This is a genomic window from Ciceribacter azotifigens (assembly GCF_048159625.1).
GTDB classification, from domain to species: Bacteria; Pseudomonadota; Alphaproteobacteria; order Rhizobiales; family Rhizobiaceae; genus Allorhizobium; species Allorhizobium azotifigens.
In genome coordinates this window covers 212,034-229,948 of record NZ_JBLQTA010000002.1, presented here as the reverse complement: position 1 = coordinate 229,948, position 17,915 = coordinate 212,034, and the positions used below count along the sequence as shown (strand labels likewise).

Annotated in this window: 20 protein-coding genes and 1 pseudogene; 11 read left to right on the top strand and 10 right to left on the bottom strand. The window is 64.8% G+C overall.

From position 1 onward, the window contains the following. The first annotated feature begins 1 nt into the window (after position 1). From pdxA to ACM6UT_RS04040, 4 genes are all read left to right on the top strand, one after another. A complete protein-coding gene (gene pdxA / locus ACM6UT_RS04055; protein ID WP_416796088.1) occupies positions 2-1,027 on the top strand; it encodes a 4-hydroxythreonine-4-phosphate dehydrogenase PdxA in 1,026 nt (341 codons plus the stop codon). Beyond that, positions 1,027-1,854, top strand: coding sequence for a 16S rRNA (adenine(1518)-N(6)/adenine(1519)-N(6))-dimethyltransferase RsmA (gene rsmA, locus ACM6UT_RS04050; protein ID WP_416796087.1), 828 nt, complete (start codon positions 1,027-1,029; stop codon positions 1,852-1,854). The genes pdxA and rsmA overlap by 1 nt, the downstream gene beginning before the upstream one ends. Positions 1,855-1,960: 106 nt before the next feature. Beyond that, positions 1,961-2,434: a carboxymuconolactone decarboxylase family protein gene (locus ACM6UT_RS04045; protein ID WP_416796086.1), complete on the top strand. Its 474-nt coding sequence runs from the start codon at positions 1,961-1,963 to the stop codon at positions 2,432-2,434. Further along, positions 2,434-3,291 (top strand): sigma-70 family RNA polymerase sigma factor, encoded by an 858-nt coding sequence (locus tag ACM6UT_RS04040; RefSeq protein ID WP_416796085.1) that lies wholly within the window; start codon positions 2,434-2,436, stop codon positions 3,289-3,291. The genes ACM6UT_RS04045 and ACM6UT_RS04040 overlap by 1 nt, the downstream gene beginning before the upstream one ends. A 28-nt stretch (positions 3,292-3,319) precedes the next feature. Here ACM6UT_RS04040 and gmk read toward each other — a convergent pair whose 3' ends face one another. From gmk to fabD, 7 genes are all read right to left on the bottom strand, one after another. Further along, positions 3,320-3,976, bottom strand: coding sequence for a guanylate kinase (gene gmk / locus ACM6UT_RS04035; protein ID WP_416796084.1), 657 nt, complete (start codon positions 3,974-3,976; stop codon positions 3,320-3,322). 3 nt (positions 3,977-3,979) lie between these two features. Beyond that, positions 3,980-4,870: a YicC/YloC family endoribonuclease gene (locus ACM6UT_RS04030; protein ID WP_416796083.1), complete on the bottom strand. Its 891-nt coding sequence runs from the start codon at positions 4,868-4,870 to the stop codon at positions 3,980-3,982. A gap of 91 nt (positions 4,871-4,961) precedes the next feature. Beyond that, entirely contained in the window at positions 4,962-6,146 is a 1,185-nt protein-coding gene (gene mltG, locus ACM6UT_RS04025) for an endolytic transglycosylase MltG (protein ID WP_416796082.1), read from the bottom strand. A 114-nt stretch (positions 6,147-6,260) separates the two neighbouring features. Beyond that, positions 6,261-7,517, bottom strand: coding sequence for a beta-ketoacyl-ACP synthase II (gene fabF / locus ACM6UT_RS04020; RefSeq protein ID WP_416796081.1), 1,257 nt, complete (start codon positions 7,515-7,517; stop codon positions 6,261-6,263). A 106-nt stretch (positions 7,518-7,623) separates the two neighbouring features. Continuing rightward, the gene (locus ACM6UT_RS04015; protein WP_027507378.1) at positions 7,624-7,860 is read right to left on the bottom strand and encodes an acyl carrier protein; all 237 of its coding nucleotides are present in this window, start codon (positions 7,858-7,860) and stop codon (positions 7,624-7,626) included. A gap of 272 nt (positions 7,861-8,132) precedes the next feature. Then, positions 8,133-8,870 (bottom strand): 3-oxoacyl-[acyl-carrier-protein] reductase, encoded by a 738-nt coding sequence (gene fabG, locus ACM6UT_RS04010; RefSeq protein WP_416796080.1) that lies wholly within the window; start codon positions 8,868-8,870, stop codon positions 8,133-8,135. Between the two features lie 30 nt (positions 8,871-8,900). Further along, positions 8,901-9,845: an ACP S-malonyltransferase gene (gene fabD, locus ACM6UT_RS04005; RefSeq protein ID WP_416796079.1), complete on the bottom strand. Its 945-nt coding sequence runs from the start codon at positions 9,843-9,845 to the stop codon at positions 8,901-8,903. Between the two features lie 248 nt (positions 9,846-10,093). Between fabD and ACM6UT_RS04000 the strand changes: the two genes are divergently transcribed. The 7 genes and pseudogenes from ACM6UT_RS04000 to ACM6UT_RS03970 all read left to right on the top strand — a co-directional run bounded on the left by ACM6UT_RS04000 (position 10,094) and on the right by ACM6UT_RS03970 (position 15,902). Continuing rightward, positions 10,094-11,137 (top strand): aldo/keto reductase, encoded by a 1,044-nt coding sequence (locus ACM6UT_RS04000; protein WP_416796078.1) that lies wholly within the window; start codon positions 10,094-10,096, stop codon positions 11,135-11,137. Positions 11,138-11,433: 296 nt separating this feature from the next. Then, positions 11,434-11,889 (top strand): 30S ribosomal protein S6, encoded by a 456-nt coding sequence (gene rpsF, locus ACM6UT_RS03995; RefSeq protein ID WP_112686884.1) that lies wholly within the window; start codon positions 11,434-11,436, stop codon positions 11,887-11,889. A 24-nt stretch (positions 11,890-11,913) separates the two neighbouring features. After that, positions 11,914-12,162, top strand: a complete 249-nt coding sequence (gene rpsR, locus ACM6UT_RS03990) for a 30S ribosomal protein S18 (protein WP_112686882.1) — start codon at positions 11,914-11,916, stop codon at positions 12,160-12,162. Between the two features lie 149 nt (positions 12,163-12,311). Then, positions 12,312-13,289, top strand: coding sequence for a DUF2232 domain-containing protein (locus ACM6UT_RS03985; protein WP_416796077.1), 978 nt, complete (start codon positions 12,312-12,314; stop codon positions 13,287-13,289). 25 nt (positions 13,290-13,314) lie between these two features. Further along, positions 13,315-13,890, top strand: a complete 576-nt coding sequence (gene rplI, locus ACM6UT_RS03980; protein ID WP_416796076.1) for a 50S ribosomal protein L9 — start codon at positions 13,315-13,317, stop codon at positions 13,888-13,890. Positions 13,891-13,919: 29 nt separating this feature from the next. After that, a pseudogene (locus ACM6UT_RS03975) lies at positions 13,920-14,062 on the top strand (50S ribosomal protein L9); the annotation flags it as partial. Positions 14,063-14,405: 343 nt separating this feature from the next. After that, positions 14,406-15,902: a replicative DNA helicase gene (locus ACM6UT_RS03970; protein WP_416796075.1), complete on the top strand. Its 1,497-nt coding sequence runs from the start codon at positions 14,406-14,408 to the stop codon at positions 15,900-15,902. A 15-nt stretch (positions 15,903-15,917) separates the two neighbouring features. Here the strand turns inward: ACM6UT_RS03970 and ACM6UT_RS03965 are convergent, their stop codons facing one another. From ACM6UT_RS03965 to ACM6UT_RS03955, 3 genes are all read right to left on the bottom strand, one after another. Beyond that, positions 15,918-16,220 carry an AzlD family protein gene (locus tag ACM6UT_RS03965; protein WP_416796074.1) on the bottom strand — a complete coding sequence of 101 codons (303 nt, stop codon included), beginning with the start codon at positions 16,218-16,220 and terminating at the stop codon, positions 15,918-15,920. Beyond that, positions 16,217-16,924, bottom strand: coding sequence for an AzlC family ABC transporter permease (locus ACM6UT_RS03960; RefSeq protein WP_416796073.1), 708 nt, complete (start codon positions 16,922-16,924; stop codon positions 16,217-16,219). Before ACM6UT_RS03960 ends, ACM6UT_RS03965 begins: the two co-directional genes overlap by 4 nt. Before the next feature lie 72 nt (positions 16,925-16,996). After that, positions 16,997-17,818 carry an AraC family transcriptional regulator gene (locus ACM6UT_RS03955; protein WP_416796283.1) on the bottom strand — a complete coding sequence of 274 codons (822 nt, stop codon included), beginning with the start codon at positions 17,816-17,818 and terminating at the stop codon, positions 16,997-16,999. Positions 17,819-17,915: the final 97 nt, after the last annotated feature.

Genomic DNA, 17,915 nt, shown 5'->3' with positions numbered 1-17,915 from the left:
GATGACGCAGACCGAGAGCCTTCCTCTCGCACTCAGCCAGGGGGACCCGGCGGGTGTGGGCCCAGATATCGCGCTTTCGGCCTGGCTGGAGCGGACGGTTCACGACCTGCCACCGTTCCTCTTCATCGGCGATCCGGCCGTTCTTGCCGTTCGTGCCAGACAGCTCGACATCGACGTCCCGCTGAAGGAGACCGATGCCGCCGGCGCCATGTCCGTCTTCTCCGACGCACTCCCGGTACTGCCGGTTTCGACCGGCGTCGACGTAGTGGCGGGCAACCCGCACGTCGCGACCGCGAAATCGACGATCGCCGCGATCGAGACGGCCGTGCAGCTCTGCTTCGACGGCAAGGTGCGCGGCATGGTCACCAACCCAATCGCGAAGGCCGTGCTCTACGAAGCCGGCTTCGGCTTTCCGGGCCATACCGAGTTCCTGGCGGACCTCGCGAGCCGCGCCACCGGAAAGAGCTTCCGCCCGGTGATGATGCTCGCCGGGCCGAAGCTGAAGGCCGTGCCGGTCACCATCCACATTCCGATCAAGGACGTTCCGGCCGCGCTGACCGAAACGCTGATCCTCGATACCTGCCGCATCACCGCCAGGGACCTCAAGGAGCGCTTCGGCCTCTCCTCGCCGCGGCTTGCCGTCGCCGGGCTCAACCCCCATGCGGGCGAAGGCGGGGCGATCGGTCTCGAGGACGAAGAGATCATCCATCCGGCGATCACGCAGCTGCGTGCCGAAGGGATCGACGCCTTCGGACCCCTGCCCGCCGACACGATGTTCCACGACGAGGCCCGCCGTCGCTATGACGTTGCGATCTGCATGTACCACGACCAGGCCCTGATCCCGGTCAAGGCGCTCGGTTTCGACGACTCCGTCAACGTAACGCTCGGCCTTCCCTTCGTGCGCACCTCGCCCGACCACGGCACCGCCTTCGGCATCGCCGGCACAGGTATCGCCCGCCATGGCAGCCTCGTCGCCGCGCTCAAGCTCGCCTCGGAGATCTCCCGCCCGGCGGGCGCCAGTTCCTGATGGCAGCCCTCGACGGCCTTCCGCCGCTGCGCGACGTCATCCGTCGCCATGAGCTCGACGCCCGCAAGGCGCTCGGCCAGAACTTTCTGCTCGACCTCAACCTGACGCAGAAAGTCGCACGCACGGCCGGCTCGCTCGAGGGCGTGACGGTGTTCGAGGTCGGTCCCGGACCGGGCGGCCTCACCCGGGCGATCCTCGCGCTCGGCGCCAAAAAGGTGATCGCCGTCGAACGCGACGCCCGCTGCCTGCCCGCGCTCTCCGAGGTCGCCGAGCACTATCCCGGTCGGCTGGAAGTGATCGAGGGCGATGCGCTGAAGACCGATTTCGAGGCACTCGTGCCCGAAGGTCCGGTCAAGATCATCGCCAACCTGCCCTACAATGTCGGCACGCAGCTGCTCGTCAACTGGCTGCTGCCGAAGGCCTGGCCGCCGTTCTGGCAGTCGCTGACGCTGATGTTCCAGAAGGAAGTCGGCCAGCGCATCGTGGCGCACGAGGACGACGACCATTACGGCCGCCTCGGCGTGCTCTGCGGATGGCGCACCGATGCCCACATGGCCTTCGACGTGCCGCCGCAAGCCTTCACCCCGCCGCCGAAGGTGACGTCGACCGTCGTTCATCTCGTTCCGAAGGCCAATCCTCTGCCCTGCCCGGTCGAAAAGCTCGAACGCGTCACGCAGGCAGCCTTCGGCCAGCGGCGCAAGATGCTGCGCCAGAGCCTCAAATCCCTCGGCGGCGAGGCCCTGCTCGTCAAGGCAGGCATCGATCCGGCGAGGCGGGCCGAGACGCTGTCGGTGGAAGAGTTCGTCCGGCTGGCGAATTCGCTCTGAGGCGGCGCAAACCTCCGCGCACGAATTTTCGGAAAAAATCGCCGGCATGTCACATCGGGCGATGTCCACTCGTCATGGTGTCGTAACCAACAGAAGGATACGAACCATGAGTGCAAGACTTGATATCTTCTCCGCTGCTCCCGCCCTGATGAAGAAGTGGATGGGTATGTCGATGGACGCCGCCGCCAGCCTCGAGCCTAGCCTCATCGAGCTCGTGAAAATCCGCGCCTCGCAGATCAACGGCTGCGCCAACTGCCTCAACATGCACACCGTCGAAGCGCGGGCGAAGGGCGAGAGCGAGCAGCGCATCTATCTGCTCTCCGCCTGGCGCGAAGCACCGTGCTATTCCGATCGCGAGCGTGCCGCGCTAGGCTGGACCGACGCCCTGACCCGGCTCTCGGAAGGCCATACGCAAGATCGCGCCTATGAAGTGCTGAAGGCGCAGTTCACGGAGGACGAACAGGTGAAACTCACACTGATGATCAACGTCATCAACGGCTGGAACCGCCTTGCCGTCGGCTTCGGCCTGTGGGTCGACCCGGCCGCGGCGAAGGCCATCCAGACGGAGGTGGCCGCCTGATGGCGCCCCAGCCCCGGGAGGACGCAGCGGCGAGTTTCGACCCGCTGCGTCCGAAACTCGTCCGCGTCGCCTACCGGATGCTCGGTTCGGTGGCAGATGCCGAGGACATGGTGCAGGAGGCCTTCATCCGCTGGATGGGGGCCGACCGCCAGGCCGTGCGCGAACCGGAGGCCTTCCTTCGCCGCACGGTGACGCGACTCTGCCTCGACCAGCTGAAGTCGGCGCGGCGCCAGCGCGAGACCTATGTCGGCCCCTGGCTTCCCGATCCGGTCGTAGAGGACGAGGAGGAAGAGGATGTCACTCTCCCCCTGATGCTCGCGCTGGAGCGTCTCTCGCCGCTGGAGCGCGCGGCCTTCCTGCTGCACGACGTGTTCGGCCTCGCCTTCGAGGAGGTCGCCACCACGATCGAGCGGGACCCCGCCGCCTGCCGGCAGCTCGCCGCCCGTGCGCGCGGCCATGTGCGCGAGGCGCGGTCACGCTTCCAGGTCGACAAGAAACGCGGCATCGAACTGGCCGAGGCCTTCTTCGCCGCCTCGCGCAGCGGCGACATGTCGGCGCTCGGGGCGATGCTCGCGGCCGATGTCAGCATCCATGCCGATGGCGGCGGAAAACGCGCGGCGGCCGGCGCGCCTGTCTTCGGGTTTGCAGCCGTGATGACGCTGCATGATCATCTCGCAGACCTGTTCCGGCGGCACGGCTCGCGGCTGGTCCGCGCCGGGTTCATCAACGGCCTGCCGGGGTTCATCTCGCTGGAGGCCGACGGCGAGCTCCAGACGACGGCGCTCGATATCGTGGACGGAAAGATCGCGGCGATCTACGTCGTCCGCAATCCCGACAAGCTCCGGCACCTGAATTAGGGTCGGCCGGAGGCAATGCCTCCGGCTGTTATGCCTCTGTGATGAGCCCGTTGACGAAGTCGAACAGGCCGTGGCGCCGGTCGCGCCGCAGACGCTCCGCCTTGATGATCGATTTGACCGAGTCGATCGCGGTGTTGAGATCGTCGTTGACGATCACGTAGTCGTATTCCCGCCAGTGCTCGATTTCGGAGCGCGAGTTGGCAAGCCGCGTCTGGATCACCTCTTCCGTATCTTCCGCACGGCGATGCAGGCGCGACTGCAGTTCGGCCATGGTCGGCGGCAGGATGAAGATCGACACCACGTCAGCCGGCATCTTTTCCTGCAGCTGCTGAGCACCCTGCCAGTCGATGTCGAAGAGCATGTCACGGCCTTCGGCCATGGCGATTTCCACCGGATCGCGCGGCGTGCCGTAGAAGTTGCCGTGGACTTCGGCCCATTCGAGTAGCGAGTCGGAGGCGCGCAAGCCCTCGAACTCGCGTTGAGAAACGAAGCGGTAGTGGACACCTTCCACCTCGCTGTGGCGCCGCTCGCGCGTGGTCACACTCACCGACACGCTGATCTGCATGTCGGGCTGGCTGAGCAGCGTGCGCGCGATCGATGACTTGCCCGCGCCCGACGGCGACGAGATCACCAGCATCAATCCGCGCCTGGCGATCTCCACCACGCCTCCCTTCGGCTTACCCATTGTCTACTCCAAATTCTGGACCTGTTCGCGGAACTGGTCGATGACGACCTTCAGCTCGATGCCGGCGGAGGTCACCGCGACGGCATTGGACTTGGAACAGATGGTATTCGATTCGCGGTTAAATTCCTGCGCCAGGAAATCGAGCTTGCGACCGATCGGCCCACCTTCGGCGAGAAGCTCGCGGGCGGCGGCGACATGCGCCTTCAGCCGGTCGATCTCCTCGCGGAGATCCGCCTTCGTCGCCAGCAGCGCCGCCTCGGCATGGAGCCGGTCGCGGTCGAGCGACGGCGCGCTTTCCAGCAAGGCCTGAAGCTGTGCTTCCAGCTTGCGGGCGATCTCTTCCGGTGAGCGTGACGGATCGGCCTCGACGCGACGGGCAAGCTCCTCGATCCTGTCGACGTGCCCGGAAAGAAGACGGCCGAGCGCATCGCCCTCCCGCCGGCGCATGTCGCCGAGTGCCGCGATGGCTCTCGAAAGACCGTCGAGGATGGCCGCGTCACGCGCGGCGATGATCTCCTCGCTGTCGACCGCCTCGCGGAATTCGACGAGCCCGCGGATACCGAGAAGCGCGTCGAGGCGCATGGGCGACGGATCGACCACGGAGGAGCCGAGCGCATCGCGCAGTTTGAGGACGGCTGCAAGCGCCTCCTCGTTGACGACGGCCTCGACACGGTTCTCGCTGATGGTGACGGAAAGGGTCACCTGCAGGTTGCCGCGGGAGAGCGCTTCGGACAGGCGCTGACGCGCCTCTACTTCCAGCGCTTCCATGCCGCTCGGCAGCCGTAGCCGGATGTCCAGTCCCTTGCCGTTGACCGAGCGCAGTTCCCAGGCCCAGCGATAGCGCCCGCTGGTGCCTTCGCTGCGAGCGAAGCCGGTCATGGATTGCAGTGCCATCGCTCTACTCCGTAGGCTCTGAAGGACAGGAATTATCCGGCGTTCGCCGTGCGGGCCGGAGCCCGGGAATGCGGAGGCAAGTATCGGACCGCTAGTTGTTCGGCGCCGGAGCGTCCATCACCACGTCGGGTTCGACCCCTCGTTCGGCTTCGATCTTGCGCCACTTCTTGACGTTGGCGTTGTGCTCTTCGAGCGTCGCCGCGAAGACGTGTCCACCGGTGCCGTCGGCCACGAAATAGAGGTCCTTGGTGCGCCAGGGATTGGCGACCGCTTCGAGCGCCTCGCGGCCCGGATTGGCGATCGGCCCCGGCGGCAGGCCCTTCACCACATAGGTGTTGTAGGGCGTTTCCTTCTTCAGGTCCGACTGGTAGATCGGACGGTCGGACGGCTTTCCGTCGCCGCCGAAGAGGCCGTAGACGATCGTCGGGTCCGACTGGAGACGCATGCCTTTCTGCAGGCGATTGTAGAAGACCGAGGCGACATGGGCGCGTTCATCCGGCTTGCCCGTTTCCTTTTCGACGATCGAGGCGAGCGTCACCAGTTCGAGCTTGCTCTTCAGTGGCAGGTCGGGATCGCGCTTCTCCCAGACCTGATCGATGACCTTCTCTTGCGCCGCGATCATCTGGTTGATGATCTCGTCGCGCTTCGTACCGCGGGAGAACTTGTAGGTGTCGGGCCGGAGCGCCCCTTCGGCCGGCAATTCCGCGGGCAGTTCGCCTTCAAGCACAGGATCTTCGGCAAGCCGCTTGAACATCTGCTTGACCGACAGCCCCTCCGGGAATGAGATCGCATAGAGGATCGACTTGCCGGACTTCAGGAGATCCATGATCTCCTTCATCGACGCCTTCGCCTTGATCTCGTATTCGCCGGCCTTCAGCGTCTCGTTCTCTTCGAGATAAGTGGCCGTCACGTAACGAAAGATACGGGAATCGGTAACGATGCCGCTCCGCTCGAGGTTGTTGGCGATCTCGGCAAGGCCTGCGCCGTTGCGCACGACGAAATTCAGATTCGCCTGCAGCGGTCCCGGCCCCTGGTAGGCCGACATTACGTAATAGAAACCGGCGACGGCGATCACGAAAACCGTAACCGTCAGCGTCATCAGGAAATTGAGGAAGATCACCAGCTGGCTGCGCGCCTTGCGCGAGCGTTTGGGAGGCGCCGGAACGCGTTCCGGCTTCAGCGCTTCGGCCGGCGATTTCGGAATGATCGGTCCCTTGGACGCCGGTTCCGCGCCGCGGCCGACTTCATTCCCGCTGTTCTGATCGATCTCGCTCACCGGCACTCCTCTTCATTTCGGTCCAGCCGCTCTTTCGCCGGACATTGCGGCGAAAACCGGTACGCGGCATCCATCCCGAAAGCGTCGTTCCGGCGCGCCCGGCCTGCCGGCAGGTTATCCCTGGTAGCGACGTAGAACCAGCGAGGCATTGGTGCCTCCGAATCCGAACGAATTGGAAAGCGCGACATCGATCTGACGTTCGCGCGCCTTGTGCGGCACGAGGTCGATCGCCGTTTCCACTTCGGGATTGTCGAGGTTGAGCGTCGGCGGCGCGATATTGTCACGGATCGCAAGCGCAGAGAAGATCGCCTCGACGGCACCGGCGGCACCGAGCAGATGGCCGATCGCCGACTTCGTCGACGACATCGAGATCTTCGAGGCGGAATCGCCGACGAGCCGCTCCACCGCGCCGAGCTCGATGACGTCGGCCATGGTCGAGGTGCCGTGTGCGTTGATGTAGTCGATATCGGCGGGCGTCAGGCCGGCGCGCTTCAGCGCCATCGCCATGCAGCGCTGCGCGCCTTCACCGTCTTCGGACGGGGCGGTGATGTGATAGGCGTCGCCGGAAAGGCCGTAGCCGACGATCTCGGCATAGATCTTGGCACCGCGCGCCTTTGCGTGCTCCAGCTCTTCCAGCACGACGATGCCGGCGCCCTCGCCCATGACGAAGCCGTCACGGTCCTTGTCGTAGGGGCGCGAGGCGCGGGTCGGATCGTCATTGCGGGCGGTCGACAGCGCACGGCAGGCGGCAAAGCCGGCAAGCGAAATGCGGCTGATCGGAGATTCTGTGCCGCCGGCGACCATCACGTCGGCATCGCCGAGCGCGATCAGGCGCGCTGCGTCGCCGATAGCATGGGCGCCGGTCGAGCAGGCGGTGACGACCGAGTGGTTCGGGCCGCGCAGCTTGTGGCGAATGGAGACTTGACCGGAAGCCAGATTGATGAGACGTCCGGGAATGAAGAACGGCGACAGGCGGCGCGGGCCCTTGTCGCGCAGGATGAATCCCGCCTCGACGATCCCTTCGATCCCGCCGATGCCGGAGCCGATCAGCACGCCGCTCGCAATCTGGTCCTCGTCGCTCTTGGGATGCCAGCCGGCATCCTCGAGCGCCATGTCGGCGGCAGCGATCGCGTAAATGATGAAATTGTCGACCTTGCGCTGCTCCTTGAGCTCCATCCAGTCGTCAGGACTGAACGCACCCTCGCCTTCGGTCGGAATACGGCAGGCGACCTGTGCCGGCAGGTCATCGACCTCGAATTCGGTCACGCGGCGCGCGCCGCTCTGCCCGCCCAGGAGTTTCGACCACGTCACCTCGGTTCCACACCCCAGAGGCGATACCATGCCGGTACCGGTGATAACGACCCGTCTCATAGTCCGCAGCCCACCTGTTCTTTCGGTCTGAAAACAGCAAGGCCCGCCAGGAGCGGGCCTCCGCAGGCCGGATCGAGGGCGATCCGCCTGCCTTGCATGCCAACGATCAGGCCTGAGCCTTCTCGATGAACTTTACCGCGTCGCCGACCGTCAGGATGGAATCGGCCGCGTCGTCCGGGATTTCAACGCCGAACTCTTCTTCGAAAGCCATGACCAATTCGACCGTGTCGAGCGAGTCGGCGCCCAGGTCGTCGATGAAGCTTGCGCCTTCGACGACTTTCTCGGCATCAACGCCGAGATGGTCAATTACAATTTTCTTCACGCGTTCTGCGATATCGCTCATGTCGGTTTCCTCGACCTTCTTTATCTCGGGGCGCCGCGACGGTCCCCTACCCTGTATCAAACCGGCGATCGATGCTTTTGCAACCTCACCGGCAAACTCGTTCAGCCCAATCCACAACGAACAGCAGCCTAGGCACAACTGCCGCCTGTCATTTCGGGACGACTGTACACAGTCTTGGCCCGCTTAACATGCTTTAAGCCCTTCGCAAAGCCTGAAAATCACCGGCGAGAGGCTGCTCAACATGCAAATCCCGCACACATCGTGCGCGTGCGTCAGATCATCGCCATACCGCCGTTGACGTGGAGCGTCTGGCCGGTGACGTAGCCCGCCTCGTTGGAGGCGAGATAGAGGACGGCGGCGGCGATGTCGCTGCCGGTGCCCATGCGCTTCATCGGAATCGCCCCCATGATCGCTTCCTTCTGCTTGTCGTTGAGCTTGCCGGTCATGGCGCTTTCGATGAAGCCGGGCGCGACGCAATTGACGGTGACGTTGCGCGTCGCGATCTCCTGTGCCAGCGACTTCGAGAAACCGATCATGCCGGCCTTCGAGGCGCAGTAGTTCGTCTGGCCCGGATTGCCGGTGACGCCGACGATCGAGGTGATGTTGATGATGCGGCCGAAGCGGCGGCGCATCATCGGATGGGTGAGTTCGCGGGTCAGACGGAAAACCGCCGTCAGGTTGACCTCGAGCACGCTGTCCCAGTCCTCGTCGCTCATGCGCACGAAGAGACCGTCCTTGGTGATGCCGGCATTGTTGACGAGGATGTCGACGCCTTCGAGTTCGGTCTCCGCCTTCTCGCCGAGTGCCTTCACTTCGTCGCGGTTCGACAGGTTCGCCGGGAAGACCTTGACCCGGTCGCCGAGCTCGGCGGCGAGCGCCTCAAGCTTTTCGACGCGCGTTCCATGCAGGCCGACGATGGCGCCGCGCGCATGCAGCAGGCGGGCGATTTCCTCGCCGAGGCCGCCGGTTGCGCCGGTGACGAGGGCCTTGCGGCCGGTCAAATCAAACATGATCGCAATCCTTGTTTTTGAAACGGAAGATCAGCCGAGAAGTGCTGCAAGCGCGGCGTCGATATCGGCCGGAGTATTGACGGCGATGCCGTTCACGGACTTGTCGATGCGGCGGGCGAGACCGGTCAGCACCTTGCCGGAGCCGAGTTCATAAAGCGTGGTGACGCCGTTTGCGGCGAACCATTCCACCGTTTCGCGCCAGCGAACCTGGCCGGTGACCTGCTCGACCAGCAGGGCGGCGATCTCGTCGGCCGCGGTGACGGGCGCGGCGCGGACGTTGGCGATCAGCGGTACGACCGGGTCCTTCTTCTCGACCTTGGCGAGCGCCTCGCGCATTGCCTCGGCGGCCGGCCCCATCAGGGCGGAATGGAAGGGTGCGGAGACAGGCAGCATGATCGCACGCTTGGCGCCCTTGTCGGTCGCAAGTGCAGCCGCCTTTTCGACCGCGGCCTTGCCGCCGGAAATCACCAGCTGGCCGCCGCCGTTGTCGTTGGCGATCTGGCAGGGGCCGACGGCAGAAGCCTCGACACAGATCGTCTGCACGTCACCGTGCTCGAGCCCGATGATTGCGGCCATGGCGCCCTCGCCGACCGGAACTGCGGCCTGCATGGCATTGCCGCGAATGCGCAGGAGCCGGGCGGTATCGGCGAGCGAGAAGGTGCCAGCGGCGCAGAGTGCGGAATATTCGCCGAGCGAATGGCCGGCGACGAAGGATACCTTCGACTTGAGATCGAGGCCGCGGGCCTGCATCACGCGGATGACGGCCATCGACACCGCCATCAGCGCCGGCTGCGCGTTGGCGGTCAGCGTCAGGGTTTCTTCGGGCCCCTCGAACATGACGGAGGAGAGCTTCTCGCCGAGCGCTTCGTCGACTTCCTCGAAGACCGCACGGGCCTCGGCATAAGTCTCAGCAAGTTCCTTGCCCATGCCGACGGCCTGGCTGCCCTGGCCGGGGAACGTAAATGCCACACTCATGGTCCATTCCTTCTTGGGATATGTTCTTCCCTGACTTTTTTCTCTCCCTTTGACGGGTTTTCAAAGGGAGTCAAGTGCAGGCGGGCCGCTTTGCCCCGCTCGCGGCACGTTGTCCAGAGGCGGGAAAGGAGGATCGGTGCATTGGCGCAGGCATGGAAAGAACGCGCTTGCAGTGCAGCGAAATCGACCTAAATTCGCAACGCAATCCCCGCCCTCCGATATCCTTTCCAGCAACGGAAACTCTTTTCATGAAGTGTAACAAGCTTGGCCGCACCGGCATCACCGTGTCCGAAATCTGCCTGGGGACGATGACCTGGGGTTCGCAGAACACGGAGGCCGAAGCCTTCGCGCAGATGGACTATGCGCTCGACCGCGGCATCAATTTCTTCGACACGGCCGAACTCTATCCGACCACGCCGGTCTCCGCCGAGACCTACGGCGACACCGAGACCATCGTCGGCAACTGGCTCGAAAAGACCGGCAAGCGCAAGGATATCGTGCTCGCGACCAAGGTCGCCGGCGCCGGCCGGCCCTATATCCGCGGCGGCGAGCCGATCACCGGGGCGGCGATCCGCGAGGCGGTCGACGCGAGCCTCAGGCGACTGAAGACCGACTATATCGATCTCTACCAGATTCACTGGCCGAACCGCGGCCATTACCACTTCCGCCAGGCCTGGACCTACAATCCGTTCAAGCAGGATCGCGAGAAGGCGGTCGCCGACATCGAGGAGAAGCTCTCCGCGCTCGACGACTGCGTGAAGGCCGGCAAGATCCGCGCGATCGGCCTCTCCAACGAAACGGCCTGGGGCACGCTCAAATATCTCTCGCTCGCCGAGAAGAAGGGGCTCCCGCGCGTGGCGACGCTGCAGAACGAGTACAACCTGCTCTATCGCAGCTTCGATCTGGACCTCGCCGAAGTCTCGCACCACGAGGATGTCGGCCTGCTCGCCTATTCTCCGCTGGCCGGCGGCATTCTTTCGGGCAAGTATCTCGACGGACAGAAGCCTGCGGGCTCCCGTGGCTCGATCAACGGCGATATTGGCGGACGCCTGCAGCCCCGCCAGGAGCCGGCGACGCGCGCCTATGTCGAGATCGCCCGCAAGCACGGCCTCGATCCGTCCGCGATGGCGCTCGCCTTCTGCCTCACCCGGCCGTTCATGGCCTCGGTCATCATCGGCGCGACCAGCATGGAACAGCTGAAGACCGACATCTCGGCCGCCGATCTCGTGCTCTCCGACGAGGTCCTCGCCGAGATCGCCAAGGTCCATCGCTTCTATCCCATGCCGATGTGAGACCGACCGCGCATTGGCGTTTTCCGTCCGAGCCAGGCTTTTCAGCCTTGCCTTTCCCGGAAAAATGCGTATAAGCGCGCTGTTCAAAACACCCGGTCCTTCGGCTGGTGGCTGAACGGAGGGCAGGTCCTTGAACCAAGGATCGCAGGCACCGAAGGGTTGCCGGTCTCCCGTGTCTCCGCTCTCGACCGTCTCGATCAAACGCTTTTCTTGCCTGGTTTTCCAGTTCCAAGAGCAGTCGTTGAGGCTTAGCGCCGGATCCGGGTGACGACAACCGCAAGAAAGGCAAGTCTACAATGGCTCTTTACGAACATGTATTCCTTGCCCGGCAGGATATGTCCGCTCAGCAGGTTGATGCCCTCGTCGAACAGTACAAGGGCGTCATCGAAGCTAACGGCGGCAAGGTCGGGCGCATCGAGAACTGGGGCCTGAAGTCCCTCACCTACCGCATCAAGAAGAACCGCAAGGCGCACTACGCCCTCATGGACATCGACGCTCCGGCGGCCGCCATCCATGAAATGGAACGCCAGATGCGCATCAACGAAGACGTTCTTCGTTACATGACCATCGCCGTCGAAGCCCACGAAGAAGGCCCGTCCGCGATGATGCAGAAGCGCGACCGTGACGACCGTCCGCGCCGTGAAGGCGACGACCGTGGCCCGCGCCGCGACTTCGGCGACCGTGGCCCGCGTCCGGACCGTGGCCCCCGTGAAGGTGGCTTCGAGCGTCGTCCGCGCGAAGACCGCGCGTAATTTCGAGCACAAGGAGAAAACACAATGGCTGATGCATCCTCTGCTCCGGCACGCCGCCCGTTCCATCGTCGTCGCAAGACCTGCCCCTTCTCGGGCGCGAACGCACCGAAGATCGACTACAAGGACGTCCGTCTCCTGCAGCGCTACATTTCCGAGCGCGGCAAGATCGTTCCGTCCCGTATCACCGCAGTTTCCCAGAAGAAGCAGCGCGAACTGGCCAAGGCCATCAAGCGCGCCCGCTTCCTCGGCCTGCTGCCTTACGTCGTAGCGTAATCCGACATTGTTCCGCCGGCTTCGGCCGGCGGAACCGCCCTTCCGCGATGGGCGCGGATCGGCACCTTTGAAAACCCATGTTGGGGACCGGATGCTCTGAAATCGAGTCCGGATATTCCCCTAACTGCTTCGAAAAGCAGGACAGCGACGTGAAACAGGTGAATGCGACATTGCTGCTGACCGGCGTTCTCGCCGGAATTACCGCCGCCCTGCTGGTGCTGGGCGCGAATGCGCAGCCGTCGTTTGCCTCCCTCCTCTACGCGGCGTCCGCCCTCCCCGTGCTCATCGTCGGCCTCGGCTGGGGCAATATCGCCGCAATCACCGCCGTCATCACCGCCGCCGTCATCGGCGCGCTCGCCGTTTCGCCGCTTTTCGCCTTCGCCATGGCGATCTTCACTTTGCTGCCGGCGGGTTGGCTCAGCCATCTTGCGAACCTCGCACGTCCCGCCTCCGAGCTCGGCGGACCGCAGAACCTGATGGCCTGGTATCCGCTCTCCGACATCCTGCTCCATCTCTGCTCGCTGGTTGCGCTCGCTGTCGTCGTGTTGGGGATCATGATCGGCTACGGCCCGGACCTGGTCAGCCAGATGGTCGACACGCTGCTGCAGTCGGTCCAGGGCGGCGAGAACCCCGCCTTGGCGCCGGATGCCGCAAGCGTCGCCCAGCTGAAGCGCCTGATGCTGACCATGCTGCCCGTCGTGCAGGGCGGCACCTGGGTGCTGATGCTCTTTTCAGCCTATTACGTCGCCGTGCGGATCGTCTCCGCTTCGGGCCACGGCCTGCGTCCGAGGGAAGACATTCCGTCGGCCCTCAGGATGAACCGCAACGCGCTCTTCGTCTTTCTCGCGGGCATTCTCGCGAGCTTCTACGGCGGCGTTCCGGCCCTTGTCGGCGCAACAGTCTGCGGCGCCTTCGGCGCGGGTTTCCTGCTTGCCGGCTTCGCCTCCCTGCACCTGCGTACCCGCGGCAAGGACTGGCGCGTGCCGGCGCTGGTGCTCGCCTATCTCTCGGCGCTGCTCGTGCTGCCCGCCTTCTTCATTCTCGTCCTCGGCCTGTCGGATACCCGGCGGACCGTGGCGCTGACACCGGCGCGACCCGCCGACAAACCTGACAACCGCAACACCTGAACTTGAGACTGAAAGGAAAACGAAAATGGAAGTCATTCTTCTTGAACGCATCGCCAAGCTTGGCCAGATGGGCGAAACCGTGAAGGTTCGCGACGGCTTTGCCCGCAACTACCTCCTGCCGCAGGGCAAGGCGCTGCGCGCCAACGCCGCCAACAAGGCCCGCTTCGAAGCCGAACGCGCCACGCTGGAAGCCCGCAACCTCGAGCGCAAGTCGGAAGCCCAGAAGGTCGCCGACGCCCTCTCCGGCAAGTCCTTCGTCGTCGTCCGTTCGGCCGGCGAAACCGGCCAGCTCTACGGCTCGGTCGCTGCTCGCGACGTCGCCGAGATCCTGGCCTCCGAAGGCTTCAACGTTTCGCGCAACCAGGTTGAACTCAACCAGCCGATCAAGTCGATCGGCCTGCACCAGGTCACCCTGCACCTGCATGCCGAAGTCGAGCTGTCCATCGAGCTCAACGTCGCCCGCTCGGCCGAAGAAGCCGAACGCCAGGCCAAGGGCGAAAGCCTGACCTCGGCCGACGCGATCTACGGCGTCGACGAAGACGCCCTGCGTCCGGAAGACTTCTTCAACCCGGAAGCCGAATTCGAAGGCGAACAGGAATAATATCCGTCGCAAGCCGGATTTGGACGCCNCCCGCTCGGCCGAAGAAGCCGAACGCCAGGCCAAGGGCGAAAGCCTGACCTCGGCCGACGCGATCTACGGCGTCGACGAAGACGCCCTGCGTCCGGAAGACTTCTTCAACCCGGAAGCCGAATTCGAAGGCGAACAGGAATAATATCCGTCGCAAGCCGGATTTGGACGCCCGGGCCGCTGCGGCCCGGGCGTTTTCTTTTGCGGGGGGGGGGGGGCGCGCCGCAAAATCCCCTCCGGACGTTTCCGCCACGGTGTAGAATCAGTCCTGCCAAGCGATTCGCGGCCGCCCGCGGGCAGGCAAGCGGAATTCCCGCCTGTCCGCGCGGAAATCCCGCCGGCCTGTGGATAAAAGGGACAACTGCCGGCATCGGCCGTCCGCCGCGCGAGCGGGCGTGGAATCGCCCGATTGCTGTTGACTATCCTGTCGTCGACCGTCAAACCGGATGGCTGTCGACGAGCACGAAAGAGGGAAACGGTAGCCCACAATGAACGACGCTGTGCGCAAGATCACGCCCCCCCAGCAGGCCGAGCCGCTCTATCGCGAAGCGCCGAACAATATCGAGGCCGAACAGGCGCTTCTCGGCGCCATTCTGGTCAACAACGACGCCTATTACCGCGTCTCGGACTTCCTGAAGCCCGCCCATCTCTACGAGCCGCTGCACCGCAAGATCTTCGAGGTCGCCTCGGAGATCATCCGTATGGGCAAGACCGCGAACCCGGTCACCATCAAGACCTTCCTGCCGGCAGAGGAGAAGGTCGGCGACCTGACGGTGGCGCAGTATCTCGCCCGCCTCGCCTCCGAGGCGGTGACGATCATCAACGCCGAGGACTACGGCCGCGCGATCTACGATCTGGCGCTGCGCCGCGCGCTGATCCAGATCGGCGAGGACGTCGTCAACATCGCCTACGACGCGCCGCTCGACATGCCGCCGCAGGCGCAGATCGAGGACACCGAACGCCGCCTGTTCGAGCTCGCCGAGAACGGCCGCTACGACGGCGGCTTCCAGGCCTTCAGCGACGCGGTGGCGCTCGCCGTCGACATGGCCGGCGCCGCCTTCGAACGCGACGGAAATCTCTCCGGCATTTCCACCGGCATCCATTCGCTCGACTCGAAGATGGGCGGCCTGCAGCGCTCCGACTTGATCATCCTCGCCGGCCGTCCGGGCATGGGCAAGACCTCGCTTGCGACGAACATCGCCTGGAACATTGCGGCATCCTACGAGCCGGAGGTCATGCCCGACGGTTCCTTCAAGGCCAGGAACGGCGGCGTCGTCGGCTTCTACTCGCTCGAAATGTCGTCCGAACAGCTCGCCACCCGTATCATGTCCGAGCAGACGGAAGTCTCGTCTTCGAAGATCCGCCGCGGCGACATCACCGAGCAGGACTTCGAAAAACTCGTCGGCTTCTCCCAGACCATGCAGAAGGTGCCGCTCTACATCGACCAGACCGGCGGTATCTCGATCGCCCAGCTCGCCGCGCGCGCCCGTCGCCTGAAGCGCCAGCGCGGCCTCGATTGCCTGGTGGTCGACTACGTACAGCTGATGACCGGCTCCAAGAAGGCCGGCGAAAACCGCGTGCAGGAAATCACCGAGATCACCACCGGCCTCAAGGCGCTCGGCAAGGAACTCAACGTTCCGATCGTCGCGCTCTCGCAGCTCTCGCGTCAGGTCGAAAGCCGCGATGACAAGCGCCCGCAGCTCTCCGACCTGCGTGAATCGGGCTCGATCGAACAGGACGCGGACGTCGTGCTCTTCGTGTTCCGCGAGGAATACTATGTGAAGAACATGGAGCCGCGCGATCCCGCCGACCCGAAATATACCGAGTGGGAAGCGCAGATGGACAAGGTCAAGGGCACGGCGGACGTCATCATCGCCAAGCAGCGCCACGGACCGACCGGCACCGTCAAGCTCGCCTTCCAGGCCGAATACACCCGCTTCGCCGACCTCGCCGACCCGAGCTTCACGCAGTACGAGGAGCACTGAGGGGAAACCCCGCTCTCAGAGCCCCATTGCCCGCAACACCGCCACTGTGGCGACGCCGAGGGCGGTTGCGGCGAGCAGCGGCAGGCGGAGCGCCGCAAGGGCGGTGACGGCCGCGGCGATCGTCTCCGCCGGTCCGGTGGCGAGTGCGGTGGGTGCGACGACCGCCATCAGCACCGCCGGCGGGATCGCTTCCATCGCCCGCTTCTGCCGCCGGTCGAGTGTCAGGAAAGAGAAGAGGACAAGCCCGCCGATGCGGGTTGCAGCGGTCGCGACCGCCATCGCGAGGATCGCGAGAAAGGTCTGTGGATCGAGCATCATGCCGTGACCTCCTCGCGCTCGGGCATGAGCACGGCCGCGGCAACACCGGCCAGTGCGCCGGCAAGGATGTACCAGACGCCCGGCACGACGGCATGCACCAGCACGGCCGACAGCCCGCTTGCTATGAGCACCAGTCCCGTGCGTGCGCCCTTCCAGAAATTCATCACCAGCACGATGAAGACGGCTGAGAAGACGAAATCGAGGCCGGTAACGGCCGGATCACCGAGGACGGCGCCAGCGAGCGAACCGGCAAGGCCCGACGCGACCCAGGCGAGGTAGAAGGGAATGACGGCGCCGGCGTACCAGAGCGGCGTCAGTCTTGCGTTCGCCGCGTGGGTTTCGGCAACCGCCCAGCCCTCGTCGGTCAGGAGGAGCACCGAGAGATACTTCCGCCAGCCGGGAAAATGCCCGAGCTTCGGCGCGAGCGACGCGCTCATCAGCACGTGGCGGATGTTGACCAAGAAGGCGGAGATGCCGAGAGCCGCCCAGCTCGCCGGATGCGTCCAGATGTCCATGGCGACGAATTGCGAGCCGCCGGCGAAGACCAGCGCGCTCATCAGCGTTGTCTCCAGCGGCGAAAGGCCGTTGCCCGCCGCGGCCGCCCCGAAGACGAGGCCGATCGGGATCACGGCTGTGATCAGCGGCGCCATGCGGCGCATAGCGGAGAAGACTTCGGCGGCGCGGCCGCCACGATGGTCCGACATGCCAGGCATCCTGTTTGTCGACGAGACCCTGCTCATAGACAAAGCGGACGGACGGGTCTTGAAGGAAAGTGATCAGCCCTTGCGGAACTGTCCGGGTGTCACACCCGTGCGCGCCTTGAAATGGCGGCTGAAATGCGCCTGGTCGGCGAAGCCGCAATCAAGCGCGACATCGGCGATCGGGCGGCCGAGGCGCAAGAGAGTGCGTGCCTGCCGCACCCGGATGTCGGTGAGGAAGGCGTGCGGGGTGATGTGGAATTCCTTGCGGAAGGCGCGGATGAGGTGCGCGCGCGACAGGCCGGCGGTCGCCGCAAGTTCGTCGAGGCCGACGTCCTTCGCAAAATTCTCCGTCAGATAGTCGCGAACCCGCCAGACGGCGCTGCGTTCCCGGGTGTCGATGGGTGAGATGCGCCGGCTGCCATGGCGCATGAAGATCGCCGCGAGCACCGAGAACATGCTCTCCTCTGCCTCGAGCGCGCCGATATTGTCTTCCAGCGCCCGATGCGCCCGGTGGAAGGCCTGAGCAAGCTCCGCGTCGAGCGGCGTGCCGCGCGCGAACGCCGGCGTCCCGTGGCACGCCTTGCCGGTGACATCTTCCAGGACGTCGCGGTAGAGCGCCTCGCTCGGGTAGATCATCCGGTAACGATAGCCTTCGGCCCCCGGCGCGCCATCATGCACGACGTCCGGGTTGATGAGGTAGAGATGCCCTGGGCCGGTCTCCTCGCGGCTGCCGCGGATACGGGCGATCTGGCTGCCGCTCTCGATCGCGCCGATCGAGAATGTGTCGTGGGCGTGCGGCGCGTATTCATGGGTGCGGAAGGTGGCGCTCAGGCATTCCATGCCGGCAAAGCGGCCGTCGCGCCAGAAATTGGCGCGCTCGGCCGTCGTCAGCGGCATGCCGCTCGCCGCTTCTGTCTGCGAAACGTTGTGCATCGCAGAATATTACCGCACTCGACCATTCCAGTCTTGAACAAAAGTGATAGGGTCGGCCAGT

Coding starts and splice junctions, on each gene's coding strand:
- rpsR (WP_112686882.1), top strand. CDS start 11,914: ATGGCTGATGCATCCTCTGCTCCGGCACGCCGCCCGTTCCATCGTCGT.
- fabG (WP_416796080.1), bottom strand. CDS start 8,870: ATGTTTGATTTGACCGGCCGCAAGGCCCTCGTCACCGGCGCAACCGGC.
- gmk (WP_416796084.1), bottom strand. CDS start 3,976: ATGGGTAAGCCGAAGGGAGGCGTGGTGGAGATCGCCAGGCGCGGATTG.
- rplI (WP_416796076.1), top strand. CDS start 13,315: ATGGAAGTCATTCTTCTTGAACGCATCGCCAAGCTTGGCCAGATGGGC.
- rpsF (WP_112686884.1), top strand. CDS start 11,434: ATGGCTCTTTACGAACATGTATTCCTTGCCCGGCAGGATATGTCCGCT.
- ACM6UT_RS04015 (WP_027507378.1), bottom strand. CDS start 7,860: ATGAGCGATATCGCAGAACGCGTGAAGAAAATTGTAATTGACCATCTC.
- fabF (WP_416796081.1), bottom strand. CDS start 7,517: ATGAGACGGGTCGTTATCACCGGTACCGGCATGGTATCGCCTCTGGGG.
- pdxA (WP_416796088.1), top strand. CDS start 2: ATGACGCAGACCGAGAGCCTTCCTCTCGCACTCAGCCAGGGGGACCCG.
- ACM6UT_RS04000 (WP_416796078.1), top strand. CDS start 10,094: ATGAAGTGTAACAAGCTTGGCCGCACCGGCATCACCGTGTCCGAAATC.
- ACM6UT_RS03955 (WP_416796283.1), bottom strand. CDS start 17,818: ATGCCGCTGACGACGGCCGAGCGCGCCAATTTCTGGCGCGACGGCCGC.
- ACM6UT_RS03960 (WP_416796073.1), bottom strand. CDS start 16,924: ATGTCGGACCATCGTGGCGGCCGCGCCGCCGAAGTCTTCTCCGCTATG.
- rsmA (WP_416796087.1), top strand. CDS start 1,027: ATGGCAGCCCTCGACGGCCTTCCGCCGCTGCGCGACGTCATCCGTCGC.
- fabD (WP_416796079.1), bottom strand. CDS start 9,845: ATGAGTGTGGCATTTACGTTCCCCGGCCAGGGCAGCCAGGCCGTCGGC.
- ACM6UT_RS04045 (WP_416796086.1), top strand. CDS start 1,961: ATGAGTGCAAGACTTGATATCTTCTCCGCTGCTCCCGCCCTGATGAAG.
- ACM6UT_RS03965 (WP_416796074.1), bottom strand. CDS start 16,220: ATGATGCTCGATCCACAGACCTTTCTCGCGATCCTCGCGATGGCGGTC.
- ACM6UT_RS04030 (WP_416796083.1), bottom strand. CDS start 4,870: ATGGCACTGCAATCCATGACCGGCTTCGCTCGCAGCGAAGGCACCAGC.
- ACM6UT_RS03970 (WP_416796075.1), top strand. CDS start 14,406: ATGAACGACGCTGTGCGCAAGATCACGCCCCCCCAGCAGGCCGAGCCG.
- ACM6UT_RS04040 (WP_416796085.1), top strand. CDS start 2,434: ATGGCGCCCCAGCCCCGGGAGGACGCAGCGGCGAGTTTCGACCCGCTG.